This window comes from Arthrobacter flavus, assembly GCF_039526005.1.
Classification (GTDB): domain Bacteria; phylum Actinomycetota; class Actinomycetes; order Actinomycetales; family Micrococcaceae; genus Arthrobacter_D; species Arthrobacter_D flavus.
In genome coordinates, this window is the sequence record NZ_BAAAIJ010000007.1 from 180,073 (window position 1) to 197,899 (window position 17,827).

Annotated in this window: 13 protein-coding genes and 1 tRNA gene; 11 read left to right on the top strand and 3 right to left on the bottom strand. The window is 59.3% G+C overall.

Features of this window, described 5'->3' with window-relative positions:
• Positions 1-99 precede the first annotated feature (99 nt).
• The 3 genes from ABD059_RS03150 to ABD059_RS03160 are packed head-to-tail and all read left to right on the top strand — an operon-like array spanning position 100 to position 5,926.
• The gene (locus tag ABD059_RS03150) at positions 100-861 is read left to right on the top strand and encodes a hypothetical protein (protein ID WP_343877747.1); all 762 of its coding nucleotides are present in this window, start codon (positions 100-102) and stop codon (positions 859-861) included.
• Entirely contained in the window at positions 861-2,471 is a 1,611-nt protein-coding gene (locus ABD059_RS03155) for a DNA polymerase Y family protein (RefSeq protein ID WP_343877749.1), read from the top strand. Before ABD059_RS03150 ends, ABD059_RS03155 begins: the two co-directional genes overlap by 1 nt.
• A 35-nt stretch (positions 2,472-2,506) precedes the next feature.
• On the top strand, positions 2,507-5,926 hold the full coding sequence (locus ABD059_RS03160; protein WP_343877751.1) for an error-prone DNA polymerase: 3,420 nt from the start codon (positions 2,507-2,509) through the stop codon (positions 5,924-5,926).
• 83 nt (positions 5,927-6,009) lie between these two features.
• Here the strand turns inward: ABD059_RS03160 and ABD059_RS03165 are convergent.
• A tRNA-Leu gene (locus tag ABD059_RS03165) sits at positions 6,010-6,092 on the bottom strand.
• Between the two features lie 324 nt (positions 6,093-6,416).
• Here ABD059_RS03165 and ABD059_RS03170 point away from each other — a divergent pair.
• Genes ABD059_RS03170 through pknB form a run of 7 tightly spaced genes read left to right on the top strand, consistent with a single transcriptional unit; the run spans position 6,417 to position 15,612 of the window.
• Positions 6,417-7,142, top strand: a complete 726-nt coding sequence (locus ABD059_RS03170) for an FHA domain-containing protein (RefSeq protein ID WP_343877753.1) — start codon at positions 6,417-6,419, stop codon at positions 7,140-7,142.
• A gap of 2 nt (positions 7,143-7,144) precedes the next feature.
• Positions 7,145-7,630 (top strand): FHA domain-containing protein FhaB/FipA, encoded by a 486-nt coding sequence (locus ABD059_RS03175; protein WP_343877755.1) that lies wholly within the window; start codon positions 7,145-7,147, stop codon positions 7,628-7,630.
• A gap of 44 nt (positions 7,631-7,674) precedes the next feature.
• Positions 7,675-9,141, top strand: coding sequence for a PP2C family protein-serine/threonine phosphatase (locus tag ABD059_RS03180; protein ID WP_343877920.1), 1,467 nt, complete (start codon positions 7,675-7,677; stop codon positions 9,139-9,141).
• Positions 9,138-10,541, top strand: coding sequence for an FtsW/RodA/SpoVE family cell cycle protein (locus tag ABD059_RS03185; protein ID WP_343877757.1), 1,404 nt, complete (start codon positions 9,138-9,140; stop codon positions 10,539-10,541). Before ABD059_RS03180 ends, ABD059_RS03185 begins: the two co-directional genes overlap by 4 nt.
• A complete protein-coding gene (locus tag ABD059_RS03190; protein ID WP_343877759.1) occupies positions 10,538-11,980 on the top strand; it encodes a peptidoglycan D,D-transpeptidase FtsI family protein in 1,443 nt (480 codons plus the stop codon). The genes ABD059_RS03185 and ABD059_RS03190 overlap by 4 nt, the downstream gene beginning before the upstream one ends.
• Positions 11,977-13,704: a protein kinase domain-containing protein gene (locus tag ABD059_RS03195; RefSeq protein WP_343877760.1), complete on the top strand. Its 1,728-nt coding sequence runs from the start codon at positions 11,977-11,979 to the stop codon at positions 13,702-13,704. The genes ABD059_RS03190 and ABD059_RS03195 overlap by 4 nt, the downstream gene beginning before the upstream one ends.
• A gap of 42 nt (positions 13,705-13,746) precedes the next feature.
• Complete coding sequence (gene pknB / locus ABD059_RS03200) at positions 13,747-15,612, top strand: Stk1 family PASTA domain-containing Ser/Thr kinase (protein WP_343877761.1); 1,866 nt, start codon at positions 13,747-13,749, stop codon at positions 15,610-15,612.
• Positions 15,613-15,670: 58 nt separating this feature from the next.
• Here pknB and ABD059_RS03205 read toward each other — a convergent pair whose 3' ends face one another.
• Positions 15,671-16,315, bottom strand: a complete 645-nt coding sequence (locus ABD059_RS03205; RefSeq protein ID WP_343877763.1) for an aminodeoxychorismate/anthranilate synthase component II — start codon at positions 16,313-16,315, stop codon at positions 15,671-15,673.
• Between the two features lie 280 nt (positions 16,316-16,595).
• On the opposite strand from ABD059_RS03205, the gene ABD059_RS03210 reads away from it, so the two are divergent.
• Positions 16,596-16,847: a cell division protein CrgA gene (locus ABD059_RS03210; RefSeq protein ID WP_343877764.1), complete on the top strand. Its 252-nt coding sequence runs from the start codon at positions 16,596-16,598 to the stop codon at positions 16,845-16,847.
• A gap of 267 nt (positions 16,848-17,114) precedes the next feature.
• On the opposite strand, the gene ABD059_RS03215 is transcribed toward ABD059_RS03210, so the two are convergent.
• Positions 17,115-17,774, bottom strand: coding sequence for a rhomboid family intramembrane serine protease (locus tag ABD059_RS03215; protein ID WP_343877765.1), 660 nt, complete (start codon positions 17,772-17,774; stop codon positions 17,115-17,117).
• Positions 17,775-17,827 lie beyond the last annotated feature (53 nt).

Below are 17,827 nucleotides of genomic sequence, written 5' to 3' on the forward strand. Positions count from 1 at the left end.
GATAGGGTACTCCGGGGTAGCTTCAAACCTCACTCCCGGGAGGCTAGAGGGCCAAAACAACCGATTGACTTAATCGAACATATCTTCGAATATTAAGGGGTGACTGCACTAGCAATAAGCCCCCGGATGTCCCCGGGCACCACCCTGGATCAGGACTTGCTGGTGCCTGAACTTGCTGGTCAGTTGCGCAGCGAGCCTGGGTTGCAGGAAAAGATTAATCAGATGCAGGGAAGCCGGTTGGGATCACGGCGTTTACCCACCATTCCTGCTCTTGGACGGATCCTTCCCGGTGGAGGATTGATGGCGGGAGCGGCCTATTCGGTGGAGAACTCCACCACGCTGGCAATGGCATTGCTTGCCGGCCCCTCGGGTTCAGGCGCGTGGTGCAGCGTGATAGGTATCCCCGATTTCAATGTGGAAGCTGCAGCAAATCTGGGCATTGATCTAGACCGCCTCATCCTTATCCCCCATCTGGACGGCCAGTGGCTTACTGTGACTGCGGCAATGGTGGATGTGGTGTCCATCATTGTGACCAGGGCGCCGGCAACTATTACCAGCACCGATGCTGCTCGGCTGCGGGCACGGTTAAGGCAACGGGGAGCAGCACTCATTACCATCGGGGCCTGGCCACAGAGTGAGGCGGTACTCAGTGTCTCCGACAATCAGTGGGGTGGGTTGGGAACCGGATCAGGTCATCTGCAAACCCGCAGGTTGAAAGTCACGGCCAAAGGGAACAACGGTCGGTCACGGAGCTCTGAACTTTCACTCACTGAACTTCAGCAACGCACCTGGCCTCAACTCAATACTGCTGACAGCAGGACTATTGATCAGCGCTTCGTCCCCCAGGTGGTTGGCGCTTGATGAAGCTGCAAACACCACCTCAAACACTCAGGCAGGGTGCCACCAGGGTCATGATGCTCTGGTGCCCCGACTGGCCCATCACTGCTGCCCTGCGCGAGCTGAACCTCCCTCTCGATGCATCACTAGCCCTGGTCGATAAAGGTGAGGTCTATGCCTGTTCACCAGCGGCGAGGTCTGAGGGTGTAAAACGTAGGCTCAGGGTCCGTGAGGCTCAGGCACGTTGTGCTGATCTCATCGTTGAGCAATATGACCCTGCCCTCGATGAACGGGTTTTTGAACCTGTAGTTTCAGCAATTGAAAAGATCATGCCCGGAGTTCAGCTGTTACGCCCTGGTTTATGCGCCATCCCTGCGCAGGGCCCGAGCCGGTATTACGGCGGTGAAACCGCAGCGGCATCGGTTCTGCTCTCCACTCTCTCGACCCTTGGACTAACCAATGCCAGGATCGGTGTGGCTGATTCACCGTTCGCTGCAGAGCATGCAGCCCGTGCCACTGAGGTGTTGGAGGGCGCTGAACAGGACGCCATCTGGGTTGTTCCACCAGGCGAATCACCCCAGTTTTTGAGCTCTTTTCCGCTAGAAGTGCTAGCCGAACCAAAAATTGCAGTGTTGTTGCGGCGATTGGGAATCAAGACACTCGGTGACTTTTCAGCGCTTGCTGCAGGGGACGTTAGGAACCGGTTCGGCGTTGAAGGTGCAATCGCCCATCGGAAGGCCAGCGGACTTGATCATCGCTCAGTGGTGGTGCGTAAGCCACCACCGGAGCTGGACGTCCTTGTTGACTTCGAACCAGCCTTGGTACGAATTGATCAGTTGGCGTTTGCTTTCCGTACCTCCGCGGACCGATTCGTGGACCGATTGCGTGGTTCCGGCCTGGTGTGCACAGTGGTCAGGGTGGTGTTGCACTCTGACTCCGGTGAAGTTTCAGACCGGTTGTGGCGTCATCCACGATGGTTCGATGCCGATGACATTGTTGATCGGGTTAGGTGGCAACTGCAGGGCGGCGGACTGATTGAGCATGGTCTTCAATCAGGTATCACCCGAGTGCAAACCATTCCTGACACTGTTGAGGATCTAGGCGACCATGCTGATGGCCTGTGGGGTACCGGACCTGACGAAGGCGTCCACAACGGGTTGGCTCGCGTACAAGGCATGTTGGGTCATGGAGCCGTACTGACAGCGATGATTGCTGGTGGCAGGATGCTCAAAGATCGCAGAGTGCTCATTCCGTGGGGGGATTCTTCAGGCAGCAATCCACTAGCGGTGAGGGCTGCCCGGCAGTTGCCCTGGCCCGGCACGTTGCCCGGACCAGCACCAGCTACAGTCTTTGACTCCCCTCGTGAAGTGCGCGTGATCGACGATAGTGGTCACAGCGTTGACGTTGACACTCGAGGAATGCTCACTCATGCGCCAGCGCACTTCACACCACCAGGTTCATCCGCCAAGCAGCGCCGGGTACATCACTGGGCCGGACCATGGCCCATCAACGAACGGTGGTGGGACTCCTCAGGGCGGGCTCTGAACCGTTTTCAACTGGTGGATGAGACGGGTGCTGCCTGGCTACTACTCCTGGAAGACCACCAGTGGTGGGCAGAAGCCAGCTATGACTAGGGCAGCCATCACCTTGTGGAAAACGGGGGGCCCCCGTGGGGTGGAGTAACCCCCCGATCTCGTGGTCAGAATTTGAGCGGACCCTCTCCGATCGAAGCAGGCCCGGCGCGCCACCTGTCGGAGCTGATGGTGGTGATAGTCCCGCATGGTCACCGAAACGACAGCCGTACCGTTTGCCTCCCGCGACGCTCCCTGACTCAGATGGTCCTCTGGTTCCCTACGCGGAACTGCATGTCCACTCGAACTTCAGTTTTCTGGATGGTGCCTCCAGCCCGGAACAACTGGTCGAGGAAGCCAACCGGTTGCGCCTGAACGGACTGGCGCTGACCGATCATGATGGCTTGTACGGTGTGGTGCGCCTAGCTGAAGCTGCCGAAAAGTTTCCGCAACTAAGCACTGTCTATGGCACTGAACTCTCTCTGGACCTTTCCAAACCACAAAATGGCGAACCGGATCCAGAGGGTAGCCATCTGTTGATCCTGGCCCGCGGAACCGAGGGATACCGGACGTTGGCTGGCGCCATCACTGCAGCGCAACTGGCTGAAGGAGCCGAGAAAGGCAAACCCCGCTACAACCTCGAGAGGCTGGCCGAACAGGCGTCTGGAAAGTGGCTGATTCTCACCGGCTGCCGTAAAGGGTCAGTCCGTCAAGCATTGGTGCGTGATGGAGAGCACGGGGCGCGAGACGCCGTCGGGCAGTTGGTTGAACTGTTTGGCAAGGACAATGTTGTCGTTGAACTCTCTGATCAGGGGAACCCACTGGATAGTTCGATCAACGATGCCTTGGCGTCAGTGGCATCACGGTTGAAACTCCCAATCATTGCCACCAACAACGTGCACTATGCCTCACCTGAACAGCATCGGCTAGCTACCGCTCTGGCTGCGGTGCGTGCCAGGAGAAGCCTTGACGAGATGAATGGTTGGCTACCCGCTGCAGGTTCAGCTCATCTACGTAGTGGAGCTGAAATGGCTGCCAGGTTCTCGGCCTATCCCGGTGCTATCGAACAAACTGTTGACCTCGCCGACGATCTGGCGTTCAGGCTGCGGAGCGTCAAACCGGGGTTGCCTAATCTGGCGCTGCCCGACGGACACACCCAAATGAGTTTTTTGCGCACACTGGTGTGGCAAGGTGCAGACAAGTTTTATCCGGGCCGGCGTGACGTAGTGGAGCGGATCGAGAAGGAACTGGATGTTATCGAGGGCAAGAATTTCCCGGGCTACTTCCTGATTGTTCACGATTTGGTTCGCTTTGCGCGGGGCGAGGGCATCCTCTGTCAGGGTCGCGGTTCGGCCGCGAACTCAGCAGTCTGCTATCTGCTGGAAATCACAGCAGTTGATTCGATCATGTACAACCTGCCGTTTGAGCGTTTTCTCTCCAGCATGCGGGACGAGGAACCGGACATTGACGTCGACTTCGATTCCGATCGCCGGGAAGAAGTTATCCAGTATGTGTACAACAAATACGGGCGATTCAATGCCGCCCAAGTGGCCAATGTGATCACCTACCGGCCTAAATTTGCTGTTCGTGACATGGCCAAAGCCCTCGGCCACAGCCCGGGACAGCAGGATGCCTGGTCCAAACAAATTGAACGTTGGGGTGGCCTCGTCTCCAGTGACGATCATGACATCCCTGAAGCAGTCGTTCACCTTGCCCAAAGTGTCCTCAAATTTCCTCGCCATCTGGGGATTCATTCCGGGGGAATGGTGCTTACCGACCGGCCAGTGGGCGAAGTCTGTCCCATTGAACATGGACGAATGGAAGACCGCACTGTCCTGCAGTGGGACAAGGACGATTGCGCCTGGATGGGATTGGTGAAGTTCGACCTGTTGGGACTGGGCATCCTTGCCGCCATCCAATACAACTTCGACCTTGCAAAGAAACACTTGGGTGAGTCCTGGGATCTGCACACCATTCCAAAAGAGGAGCAGGGCGTCTACGACATGCTTTGCTTCGCCGACTCCATTGGAGTTTTTCAGGTGGAGAGCCGAGCTCAAATGGGGATGCTCCCACGCCTGCAACCCCGAAGATTTTATGACCTGGTGATAGAGGTAGCACTGGTCCGGCCAGGCCCCATACAGGGAGGAGCGGTCCACCCCTTCATTAAACGCAAACTGGGGGAAGAACCGGTCACCTACCTCCACCCCAAACTGGAACCAGTGCTGGAAAGGACCCTAGGGGTACCTCTTTTTCAGGAACAGCTCATGCAGATGGCAATGGTGGTGGGTAATTGTTCCGGAGCAGACGCGGACCAATTGCGCCGGGCGATGGGGTCCAAACGAGGTCTTGAACGCATAGATACGTTGCGGGACAAGCTGTACGCGGGGATGGCATCAAACGGCATCACCGGAGAAACGGCGGACTCGATTTACCTCAAGATCCAGGCTTTCGCCAATTTCGGTTTTGCTGAAAGCCACTCCATCAGCTTCGCCTTGCTGGTCTACGTCAGTGCTTGGTTGAGACTTCACTATCCAGGGGCATTCCTCGCATCACTGCTAAGAGCCCAACCTATGGGCTTCTACTCACCGCAGACCCTTGTTGCCGATGCCCGCCGTCACGGAGTGACGGTGCACCGGCCGGACCTGCTGCTTTCAGGAATTCACGCAGATCTTGAGCCCCTCGCTGGACCTGCGAGCACTTCCACCGGCCAAGCTACAGGCTTGGATTCCTGCTGCCAGCAGAATCAACCCCCCGTAGGTCCTTTTGACAGGTCCACCCCCTTTGATTCGACAGTCCACCGAAGGGATGCCCACTTCGCAGTCCGACTGGGCCTGGACAGCGTCCAATCCATTGGGACACGTGTTGCAGAACAAATTGTTTCCGAACGCATCGCCAATGGCGTCTATGCGGATATGGCGGATCTGGTGCGGCGCACTGAACTCAACGCCAGCCAACTTGAATCACTGGCAGCTGCTGGAGCCTTCGAATCAATGGGACTAACCGAGCGGGAAGCTCTTTGGAATGCCGGACCGGCATCCACTGAGCGAGCGGGTCAACTAAAAGGCACCACTATCTACATCCAACCGCCGCTATTCTCCGACCTCACTGCGGCAGACCGGGTCGCCTCTGATCTCTGGTCCACTGGCATCACCCCCGACGATCACCCGGTTCGTCACATCAGAGCAACTCTGATCAAACGTGGTGTTTTGACCGCCGCTGACCTGCTGCAGGCTGAACCAGGACGCCGGGTCGAGGTTGGTGGTGTGGTTACTCACCGGCAGCGACCCGCCACGGCAAGCGGAATCACCTTCATGAATCTGGAAGATGAAACGGGGCTGGTCAACGTCATCTGCTCTGTGGGGGTGTGGCAGCGATACCGGCGCATTGCCCGGGAAGCAAGTGGTGTACTGGTCCGCGGCATGCTGGAGCGCTCCGCGGAAGGAATCGTCAATATTGTGGCTGACAAGTTTGAGGTGCTGACCATGAAGGCGACCACAAAATCGCGAGACTTCCAGTAGCTACCGGTCCCAATGACCTGGGAGCTACGTCCACAACCTCTTGTTAACGAAAAAGACCCCCGGGTAACCGGGGGTCTGAGCCGTGCGCGAGGGGGGATTTGAACCCCCACACCCTTTCGGATACTGGCACCTGAAGCCAGCGCGTCTGCCGTTCCGCCACTCGCGCGCAACCACTCCAAAACATTTCAACACAACGGTCGAAGACCTTCGAGAACAGCAGAAATAAGCATAACGGAGCATCACTGAAATCACCTAAACGCGCTGCCGTATCCCACTGGCCAGAAGGGGTATGTCAGACAAGCACTCCGCTACGGTCCGAGGAATCGTTATCACTTAGTGGTCTATCCGGGCAGGTGGTTAAGGCCTTTTAGAGAGGTCCCCAGTAGTATCGAACTCATCGTGTCGTACGTTGACCATGCCTTCGCGCTCGATGAAGGCCGTGGATCGCTGTACCGGCAAACTATTCAATCGCAGGGTGAGGAGGCAACAAGTGGGTATTTTGGACAACGTGGAACGCGGGTTGGAAAAGATCGTCCGCGGCGCCTTCTCTACCGGATCACGGTCCCAGGTACAGCCCGTTGAAATTGCTAGCGCCCTGCGTCGCGAGTTGGACAACAAGTCCATCACCCTCGCCGAGGGCAGGACTCTAGCCCCGAATGTCTTCACAGCGAGGCTGTCAGACTCAGACTTTGTCCTGGCCCAGGAATGGGGATCGACGCTCGCCGAAGAGCTATGCGACGTGGTGATCAAACACGTCAATAGCCAGGGCTACTCACTTCGAGGTCCCGTCAAGGTCTCATTCACCAGGGATGAAGACCTCAAGGCTGGGGTCTTCGAGATTGATTCCTCCACTGAAAAACAAGCTGGTCCCAAAAGGTCCACTACCCCCAACGCACCCACCCGCCAACCAACCCGGGTGCAACCTGTGCTGGACCTCGACGGGCAGCGCTATTCACTCAACGCAGGATCCATCATTCTCGGTCGCTCGTCCGAGGCTGACATCCTCGTCGATGACACCGGAGTGTCACGAAAACACCTCGAAATACGCACACAGGGTGGCACCACCCAGGCAGTGGACCTGGGATCCACGAATGGCAGTTATGTGAACGGTCAACGCGTCCAGGGCCAAATCGACCTCACTGACGGATCGATCATCACCATGGGTCGCACCCGCATGACCTTTCGGCTGATCTCGCTACCGAACGGCGGCCGCTAGGAATGAGTGACCTGAGCGAACTGACTCTCACCGTGCTGCGGTACGGTTTCCTGATCCTGATCTGGATCCTGGTGATTAGTGTGGTGAGCGCTCTGCGCCGAGACCTGGTAGTCGGCAGCAAAAACCGGCTGGGGACGCCATCTGCCCGTCAAGCACGGAAGCACCCCGAACTCGTCGATGAGACACCAGCGCGTGTCACCGCGCGAACCCTCGTGGTCACCGAAGGGCCTCTGAAAGGCGCCACACTGGATCTCGCATCCAGCCCAATCCTGCTGGGCCGAGCCCAGGAAGCAACCCTCGTGCTTGAGGACGACTACGCCTCTGGTCGACACGCGCGTCTCTTTCCCCAGGGCAGCCGCTGGTTCATTGAGGACCTCGGGTCTACGAACGGCACGTTCCTCGCAGGCAGCCAGCTGACCCGTGCGTTGCCGGTTGATCTGGGTGTTCCCGTCCGGATCGGTAAGACGGTCATCGAATTGAGGTCATAGCGTTGGCCTACATCATGCGCTTCGCGGCACGTTCAGACGTAGGGATGGTCCGCGTCAAGAATGATGATTCTGCCTACGTAGGTCGCTATCTGGCCGTTGTCGCCGACGGTATGGGCGGCCACGCGGGTGGAAATGTTGCCTCCGCGTCAACAGTGCTGGATCTGGTTCACCTGGACCGGAAAGATTACGACGACGGTGATGCCGCGAACCAGCTGGCCGACGAAATTCAGACCGCCAACACGCTACTGTCCGAACTGGTGAACGCCAACCCACAGCTGGCGGGGATGGGCACCACCGTTACTGCCCTCCTATTGAATGGGAATCGACTCGAATTCGCGCACATCGGCGATTCCCGGGCCTACCGGCTCAAAGATGATGTCTTTGAGCAGATCAGCATCGATCACACGTTCGTGCAACGCCTCATTGATGAAGGCCGGTTGAAGCCAGAAGAAGCCGATGTCCACCCGCACAAGAACGTGCTGATGCGGGTTCTCGGCGACGTCGACGCCAGCCCTGAACTCGATCTCGATTCTTTCGAAGTCGACGCCGGAGAACGCTGGCTCCTATGCTCCGATGGGCTGAACGCCGTCCTCAGTGATGAGCTTATCGAGCGCATCCTGCGTGAAACACCAGACCTCCAAGCCACCGTCGACACCCTCGTCGACCTGACACTGGCCGGCGGGTCCCCTGACAACGTCACCATCGCTGTCGTGGAAATAGCCGCGGCAACAGCCGAAGACCTACGGACGGCCGCCCTGACAACCCTGCCGCCTGCCAAAGAGGCGGCCGGCGAAAAAGATGACGCCAAGCCAGCAGACGATCAACTGCCGGGGAGCGCCATCCGCGCCGACGTGATCCGACAGGACCTTTCGTCCCGGCCGCACAGGCTGGTCGGTTCTGCGGCGCTGGCAACCGAAACCGGTCAAATCCCCATCGTCACGCAGCGGACTACCGAACGCCGTGCCGCGATGATGCTTACCCATAAGGCCGCACTTGATGCCGAACTGTTCGACAACGACAACGACGCGGAGGAACCCGCCAAGGGCCGGAAACGCTGGCTGATCCCCGCATTTCTCGGGCTGATGGCACTTATTCTCGTCGCGGTGCTGTGGTTCGGGTATGCCTGGACCCAGACTCGCTACTACGTCGCCGAGTACGAGGACAACGTGGCAATCTTCAACGGTGTATCACAGACAATCGGACCACTGAGACTGAGTCACCTCGATCAAACCACTGATATTCCGGTATCCAACCTTCCCGAGTACCAGCGCACCCGGGTAGAAAGCTCGCTGCCTGCCACCGATCTTGAACATGCCCAGCGTATTGTCGAGGATTTGCGCGGTGACCTGCGAGCCGTCGCCTGCCCACCCGGGGATGAGAGCCCGTCGCCGTCCGCATCACCGTCGGGTTCCGCCGGCCCCTCAGTAGAACCAACCAGCACCCCCAGTCCCCGGAGCAGCCCACAAGCCGCCCCCGGTGAGGCCCAGGGCTGCCGAGACGAGTCATCATGAGCGACGTCCTTACCGTTTCAAAATCACGCCGCAACGTTGAAGCGCTGCTCCTGGTGATAGCGCTAGGAGTGGCAATCAGCGCCAACCTGATCGTCGGCCTCGACAAAGAGAATCCCCTTGATTCCGCCTTCTGGACTCAGAGCGGCATCCTCGCGGCGCTGGCCCTGGCCTTTCACATCGTTCTGCGCTTCAGGGCTAAATATGCGGATCCGGTAATACTTCCGATCGTGATTGCTCTGAACGGCATCGGCCTGGCCATGATTTACCGGATTGACCTAGCCAATGACACCACTGTCGCTGAAAGCCAGTTCCTGTGGACGTCAGTTGCCATGGCGGCATCCATTGCGGTCCTGTTGGTGTTCAAAGACCACCGGATGCTTCGGCGGTTCACCTACATTTCATTGATCGCGAGTGCGGTACTTCTCCTGCTCCCCCTCTCACCGCTCGGCCTGGAAATCAACGGTGCGCGGATCTGGATCAACGTTGGGTTTGGAACCTTTCAGCCCGGAGAGATTGCCAAGATCACGCTTGCCATCTTCTTCGCTGGCTATCTTTCCACCAACCGCGACCTAATTCTTCTGGCAGGAAAAAAAGTGGGTCCGCTGCAGCTTCCCCGCTTCAAGGACCTCGCCCCCATGGTGGTGGCCTGGCTGGTCAGCATCGGGGTCTTGATCTTCCAGCGTGATCTGGGCTCCTCCGTCCTGTTCTTCGGACTGTTCATGGTGATGATCTACGTTGCCACCAGCCGAATCAGCTGGGTCCTGATCGGACTGCTGATGATCGCAGCCGGCGGGTTCGCTGCAATCCAGTTGTTCAGCCACGTCTCGCTGCGCATTGATAGCTGGATCAACGCGTTTGATCCGGAGGTGTTCAACCGCCAGGCGGGGAGTAGTTTCCAAGTGGTCCAGGGTCTCTTCGGGCTGGCCAACGGTGGACTCTTTGGGACAGGTCTCGGTGAGGGGCGTCCTGATCTGGTGATCTATGCCAATAGCGACATGATCATCGCCGCCCTTGGCGAGGAGCTCGGGCTCATCGGCCTGTTCGGCATCATCATGCTCTTCGTCCTACTGGTGTCCCGTGGCATGCGCACGGCTCTGGGTACCAGGGACGGATTCGGCAAACTCCTGGCCTGCGGCTTGTCCTTCACGATCGCTCTTCAGTGCTTCGTTGTCATGGGTGGAGTCACACGCCTCATCCCACTCACCGGTCTGACCACACCATTCATGTCGGCAGGCGGGTCCTCGCTGCTTGCAAACTGGATCATCGTCGCAATCCTCCTGCTCATTTCTGAGTCCGCCCGCCGCCCAGCTGTCACAGGGCCGATGAAGGATTCTTTCCCTGACCGACAGGACTTTCGCACCGGGAATCTGACTAGCGGATCGAAAGGGGTCAGCGCGTGAATCAGGCAATACGAAGCTCGTGGATGGTGGCCCTTGCGATGTTCACCTTGGTTCTGGGGGCTCTGACGTTCGTCCAGTTCTTCGAGGCCGATGCCCTGGCGGACAACGACTGGAACAACCGGTCGCTCCTCCAGGATTTTGGTAAGAATCGCGGATCCATCCTTGTGGATGGGCGGGCAATAGCGGAGTCGGTACCCTCCGATGACGAGTTCAACTATCAGCGGGTCTACAACGAACCGAGCCTTTACGCGCACCTGACCGGGTTTTACTCTCTGGCCAACGGTGCCACCCAGTTGGAAAGCGTCATGGCCGACGAGCTTTCCGGCGCAAGTGACGACCTGTTCTATGACCGCATCGTGCAGTTGTTTTCCGGCGCACAGGTTCAGGGCGCGTCGGTCGAGTTGACCATCGATCCAGAGATCCAGCAGCTCGCCTGGGACTTAATTCCCGACGGTCAGCAAGGGTCGATCGTTGTCATGGAACCCGGCACCGGAAACATCCTTGCCATGGTCTCCAAGCCGTCCTACGACCCGAACCTGCTTGCAGGTCATGACACGGGCGTCGTGATGGAAAACCTCGAGGAACTGTCGTCTGTTCCCGGACTGTCGCCGTACTTCAATCCGGCCACGCAATCGCTGGTGGCGCCTGGTTCAGTCTTCAAGCTTGTGGTCGCAGCTGCCGCACTTGAGTCGGGCGACTTTGACGAGGATTCCGAAATTCCCAATCCGGCGGTCCTCGACCTTCCCGGCACGGACGCCGGCCTTCCCAACTTCGTCAACGGTAACTGCGCTGCCCGGGCAACTGCTGACCTGGAATTTGCGCTGGAACAATCCTGCAATACGCCATTCGCACAGATTGCGTGGGAGCTGGGCGAAGAAACAGTCCTCGAGCAGGCACAGGACTTCGGCTTCGGGGAGAAATTCTTCGTCCCGGTTGAGGTCGCTGCAAGCCAGTTCCCCGAAGACCTGAGCCAGCCAGCACTCGCCCAGTCAGCCATCGGCCAGTTCGATGTTCGGGTAACTCCGCTGCAAATGGCCATGGTAAACGCTGCTATTGCCAATGACGGAGTCCTCATGAAGCCCAACCTGGTGAAGGCGCTTCGTGCCCCCGATCTTGAGCGTATCAGCGCATCCGAACCCGAAGTACTGAAGGAATCAATGAGCGCTGACTCCGCGAACCAGCTCACCGACTGGATGGTGAATGTGGTCAACAACGGCTCGGCGCGGGCAGCGGCTATTCCCGGGGTGGAAGTAGCAGGCAAGACCGGCACGGCTGAGGTTTCCGGGCAGGGAGACAACGCCTGGTTCACCGGTTTCGCGCCAGCGGATGACCCGCAGGTGGTGGTATCGATCGTGATGCAGAACGTCGACCTGACGACGGGTGCACAACTAACAAGTCCAAGCGCTAGGCAATTGATAGAGGCGGTGTTGAATAAGTGAGACCTACATCAGGTATCACCTTAGGCGGACGGTTTAAACTCACCGACCGGATTGCCATTGGCGGGATGGGCGAGGTCTGGAAGGCAATGGACCAGGTCCTGGGCCGGGAAGTTGCCATCAAAATCCTCAAAGAGGAATACACGGGGGACCCGAATTTCCTCGACCGTTTCCGCGCCGAGGCACGACACACTGCGCTCCTCAATCATGATGGCATTGCCAACGTCTTCGACTATGGCGAGGAAGGCGGCTCGGCCTACCTGGTCATGGAGTTGGTTCCCGGTCAGCCGCTGTCCACCATCATCGAACGCGAACAGATCCTCTCACCAGACCGGGCGCTGTCCATTGTGGGCCAGACGGCCACAGCTCTGTCGGTGGCACACCGCCAGGGTTTGGTTCACCGCGACGTCAAGCCAGGCAACCTGCTGATCCTCCCCGACGGTCGGGTCAAGATCACCGACTTCGGTATCGCCCGTCTCGCTGATCAGGTTCCACTGACCGCCACCGGACAAGTCATGGGCACCGCCCAGTACCTTGCCCCTGAACAGGCCACGGGGCAGGCCGCCACCGGCTCAAGCGATATCTATGCCCTGGGCGTGATCGGTTACGAGCTACTCGCTGGCCGGCGTCCGTTCTCCGGGGAATCCCAGATCGCTATTGCCCTGGCCCAGGTCAATGATGCCCCACCGCCACTCCCAGAGACCATCCCTACCCCGGTCCGCGCGCTCATTGCCTCGATGCTCGCCAAGGACCCGGCCGATCGCCCCGCCGACGCCGAGTTGCTGGCACAGGCGGTAGCCGCCATTCGTAGAAATGACATCCGCGCCGCTCAGGCCGCCGTCCCAGGCATGCTCCTGTTCGGCAACAGCACGGGTCCGATCACCGCGCCAGTCCCAGCTCCGGAAACCTCGGCCACGACGGTAGTGCCGTCGTCGACCTCGTCGATGCCGACGGTCGGCGCCGCTGCGGGGAATGACGAAGTAGCGGCGTCCCGCGAATGGCACGAAGAGGAGATTGACCGGGGCGAGCCGGCGCCGGAATCCCGCGGCAGGAGCCCGTGGCTCATTCCGTCGATACTCCTACTTCTATTGGTTGGACTTGGCGTCGGGTTGTTTTTCCTCTGGCCCGTTCTGACCGGGGCAGATGACGACCCCAGCACCCCTCCGGCCACGACGACAACCTCGGCTAGCCCGACGCCGTCGGAGACGGAATCGGAAACGCCCTCAGCAACTCCCACTACCGAACCTGCTGAGACAGAAGAACCTGAAATCGTCATCAGTGCCGCTCAGTTCGAAGGCCGTCCGGTCGATGAGGTGGTTGCCGAGCTCGGCGCCCTCGGCCTTTCGGTCTCCACCGAGCAGGAAGAATCCGACATAGCAGAAGGCCTTGTCCTGAGCGTCAGCCCGGTGGGAACCCTTGCACGTGGCGCAGCTGTGACGGTCACCTCCTCCTCCGGCCCTGCGCCAGTTGAGGTGCCGTCAGGACTGGTGGGCTCCACGGAGCAAGAAGTCCAGCAAGCACTGATCAATGCAGGCCTGCAGCCAGCCAACGCTGGACCAGAAGAATCCGAGGAACCTGCCGGAACCGTACTGAGTGTGGACCCAAGCGAAGGTTCGGAGGTTGAACCCGGCAGCACCGTCAGCTACGTGGTGTCCTCCGGCCCCCCGCAGACCACCCCAGCACCCGAAGAAACCACCAGCCCCCCACCCACCACCGAAGCGCCCTAACGCGCTTCCTTCACTACTCAGATGCAGGCGGAAGGCGAACAAGTGACCACTGACAGGGTCCTGAACGGGCGTTACGAAGTAGGTGAGCTCATTGGCCGTGGAGGAATGGCCGATGTGCACCTCGGTCGTGACATCCGGCTGGGCCGGTCCGTGGCCATCAAACTGCTGCGTCGGGATCTTGCCCGGGACCCGCTGTTCCAGTCCCGTTTTCGCCGGGAGGCGCAGGCCGTCGCCGCGTTGAACCACCCCACTATCGTGTCCGTCTATGACACCGGCGAAGAAGAAATTGCCGGCCGTTCAGTGGACGACGTGAAGGTCCCGTTCATTGTGATGGAGTACGTTGCGGGGAGGACGCTTCGCGATCTCATTCGAGCCGGGGAGCTGACCCTCGATCAATCAGCCGAACATATGGTGGGCGTGCTGTCGGCACTGGAATACAGCCACAAGGCGGGTATTGTGCATCGCGATATCAAACCCGCGAACGTGATGATCACACCGGAGGGCAACGTCAAGGTGATGGACTTCGGCATCGCCCGGGCCATCGCAGATTCCGCAGCCACCATGACCCAAACCCAGGCCGTCATTGGCACCGCCCAGTACCTCTCACCCGAGCAGGCCAGGGGCGAGACCGTTGATGCTCGCAGTGACCTGTACTCGGCCGGTTGCCTGATGTACGAACTGTTCACCGCCCGTCCGCCCTTCATCGGCGACAGCCCGGTTTCCGTCGCCTACCAACACGTGAGGGAAATTCCCAAACCGGCTAGCCAGTTCAACCCCGAGGTCTCACCGGCTCTCGATGCGGTCTTACACCGGGCCCTCGAAAAAGACCGTCAGGACCGTTACCAGGACGCTGTAGCCTTCCGCGACGCATTGCAGCAGGCCCGCAAAGGTGTAGTTCCTCCTTCCCGGCCACAGGAGCACGCCACCGAGGCGCTCTCGACCCTACCCGCCGCTGCAAACTCGGCCACCGAGACCGAGGGCCCGCAGACCCGAGCCATGGCGAAGGTGCTGGCTGGCGGGTCAATGAGCTCGGGTCCGGTCACAGAAGACCAGCCTCCACTGTCGATATCTCGGACGTTTAACGCCGACGGCGATGCCGACGACCGCCGTCGTGCTGCCCGGCGCGCGTGGACCACAACATTTTTCATCATCGTGGCCCTTGTTCTTGCTGGTGGAACGTTTGTGCTGCTGAACTTGCTGAACTCCGAACCTGAGGGCCCCCTCCTGCAGGCGGTCCCAACCGTCGAAGGGATGACTCAGGATGAGGCAGCCAATGCCATCTTCGCTGCCGACCTGCGCCCTCAGTTTGACGAAGATTACAGTGACTCCGTCGAACCCGGGTTGGTGATCGATTCTGACCCGGGCGCAGGGGAAGAGGTCGAACCCGGTTCAACAATCAATGTCACTATTTCCGAGGGCCCTTCCGAGGCGATCATTCCCCAGGACATCCTTGGCATGACCGAGTCATCGGCTAGGGATGCCCTGTCTTCGGCCGGTCTCAGCGGCGGCACGGTAACCCAGGAAAACAGCGCAACGGTTCCGGCTGACCGCGTGGTCTCCACCACTCCCGGGGCGGGAGAGTCGGTCCCGATTGGATCAGAGATCGACCTCGTGTTGTCTACCGGATTGGTCGAAGTGCCGCGCTTGATCGAATTGACGACAGACGAGGCGATAGCGCAATTGGAGGACCCGGCGAGGGGTTTGACCTACCGCATAGAGGAGGTAGAAAACGCCGTCGTGGACCCCGACATTGTCACCGATCAGAGTGCAGAGCCCGGCTCGGTGGTCGCGCCGGGCACGCAAATAGTCATCACCGTGGCCGTTGCGCCGGAACCCGAGGATGACTCTTCGGCCGACCCGGACCCCACTCCTACCCCGACGCCTACGGAAGCGACCGAGGAACCCTAGCTCAGGATCGCAGACCCTGGCTCGGCGGTGTAGGGCCAGGGTTCCTGGCTCGATGAACCTATCTGGAAATCAGCGGGCTCAGGGTTGATGACTTTTCAGCGGCGCCCGCCAGTCCCAGAGACTCAAGCCAGTTGCCAAGCATGCGATAGCCGCCCTCGGTCAACACCGACTCGGGGTGGAACTGCACACCACACAGCGGAGCTGTTCGGTGCTCCAACCCCATGATGATGCCGCTTGCCGTGCGCGCGGTGACCACCAGCTCTGGTGGAACCACATCGCTCACTGCTGCAAGCGAGTGATAGCGGGTCGCGGTGAACGGTGACGGCAGCCCCGTGAAGATGCTCCCTGCCTCGTGTTCCACCAGGGATGTCTTGCCGTGCATCAGCTCTGGCGCATGGGTGACGGTGCCACCGAAGGCCTCCGCCAGCGCCTGATGCCCCAGACAGACCCCGAGCATCGGTGTCGAACTGTCACCGCACCACTTGATCATTTCGATGCAGATACCGGCATCGGCAGGTGTCCCTGGGCCTGGCGAAATCAGCACACCGTCACGCACCTCGGCGAGAGCGACCGCCTCAGCCAACGTGACGTCGTCGTTCCTCACCACAGTGGTTTCGGCACCCAACTCCTGCAGGTAGCCAACCAGGGTGTAAACAAAGCTGTCGTAGTTATCAATGACCAGAATGCGGGTGGGTGTGCTCATAGTGCTCGTGGAATGCCCGTCGTTGAACTCTTGCGGCCTGTTGTACCTTGATCATCAGCAATGTGCTCCACTGGTTTGTCCTGCAACGCACGGGCTGCCGGAATTTCACCTGGGTGGGGTTCGGCACCCCAGCACAGGTTCATTGGTTAGAATTATGCGGAACCGTGCTGATGACATTGATCCTTTTTCAGGATAGCGTGCGTCATCGCCGACTGCCGAGCCCTTGTGAGGGTAAACACTAAGGCGTTGCCCCTGTGGCTTCGCCTCTCTAGGAGGACCAGTGCCCGAGTCGAAGTCCCGCAAGAACAGGAAACCGAATCAGTCCAGCACCGCTGCCTCCGTCGAGCGGAAACCTAATCCGGTCTGGTACAAACCCGTGATGTTCGGATTGATGATCCTGGGGTTGCTGTGGATCATCGTCTACTACGTGTCCGAGGCACGCTTCCCTATTCCTTCAATCGACTCGTGGAATATCATGATCGGTTTCGGCCTGGCGATCATAGGGTTTCTGATGACGACGAAGTGGCACTGACCCAGCTTTCCCCATAGCCACTCCCCAACGCGTCCGCACTGATCGTGGGACAGAGCCAATTCCGGTCCCTGTCCTACGGTTGCTGCGGGCGCGTTTGCTGTTAAGCCCGATTCATACACACGTTGTGCACTAAGTTATCCACAGGTGTGGGTAACTTTCCTTAGATCAGGTCTAAAAGTGGTGCTTTTCGGCCCCCTGCTTATCCACAGGTGTGGAATTACATGTGTGTAAGTTATCCCCGCTGTTGATAAACCTTGTGGAAAACTTCTAGCCCAGTGGTAGCCGCACGAGTGATGAACCGATAATTGCCAAAGCTACGAGCAGGACAGTCAGACCCGCCAGACCTCCCCAATGAATCAGGGATCGGTTATTCCCCTTGGGGGCATAGGCGATGATTGCGGCCGCCGCGGTTCCAGCGAGCAGCCCACCGAGGTGCGCCTCCCAGGAGATCCCTGGGACCACGAAGCCCAACACGCCGTTGATGGCGATCAGAACCACGAGCTGGCGCACGTCGCCGCCTCTGCGGCGCTGGACTACCAACATCGCGCCAAACAAGCCGAAAACGGCGCCTGAAGCGCCCACCACCGACTGCAAGGGGTTGGAGAGCAGGAGCACGGCTACAGATCCACCAAACGCGGACAACAGGTAGAGCGCCAGGAAACGGGTACGCCCCAGCAACGGTTCCAGTGCCTGTCCCATGATCCAAAGCGCGTACATGTTGAACGCGATATGCAGCAGAAACCCGGTGGAGTGGAGGAATGCGGCCGTCAGCATTCGCCAGGGTTCAGGGGACAGGTATTCAGAGGTATAGAGCGGAGCATAGGCCAGTGCTCCGGTCAGCCCGGGGATGACCATCTGCAGCAGGAAGAGCACCGCGCAGATGCCAATGATCGAGAACGTGAGAAGAGGCTTCCCTTGCCTGGCCACACCGCCGAATATAGTTCGCTGTGTGGGAACATTCCGCGCACTTTCTCTCACAC

Excerpts from the sequence above, each read along its gene's own strand:
- ABD059_RS03155 (WP_343877749.1), top strand. The coding sequence starts at position 861 with ATGAAGCTGCAAACACCACCTCAAACACTCAGGCAGGGTGCCACCAGG.
- ABD059_RS03175 (WP_343877755.1), top strand. The coding sequence starts at position 7,145 with ATGAGTGACCTGAGCGAACTGACTCTCACCGTGCTGCGGTACGGTTTC.
- ABD059_RS03180 (WP_343877920.1), top strand. The coding sequence starts at position 7,675 with ATGGTCCGCGTCAAGAATGATGATTCTGCCTACGTAGGTCGCTATCTG.
- ABD059_RS03185 (WP_343877757.1), top strand. The coding sequence starts at position 9,138 with ATGAGCGACGTCCTTACCGTTTCAAAATCACGCCGCAACGTTGAAGCG.
- ABD059_RS03205 (WP_343877763.1), bottom strand. The coding sequence starts at position 16,315 with ATGAGCACACCCACCCGCATTCTGGTCATTGATAACTACGACAGCTTT.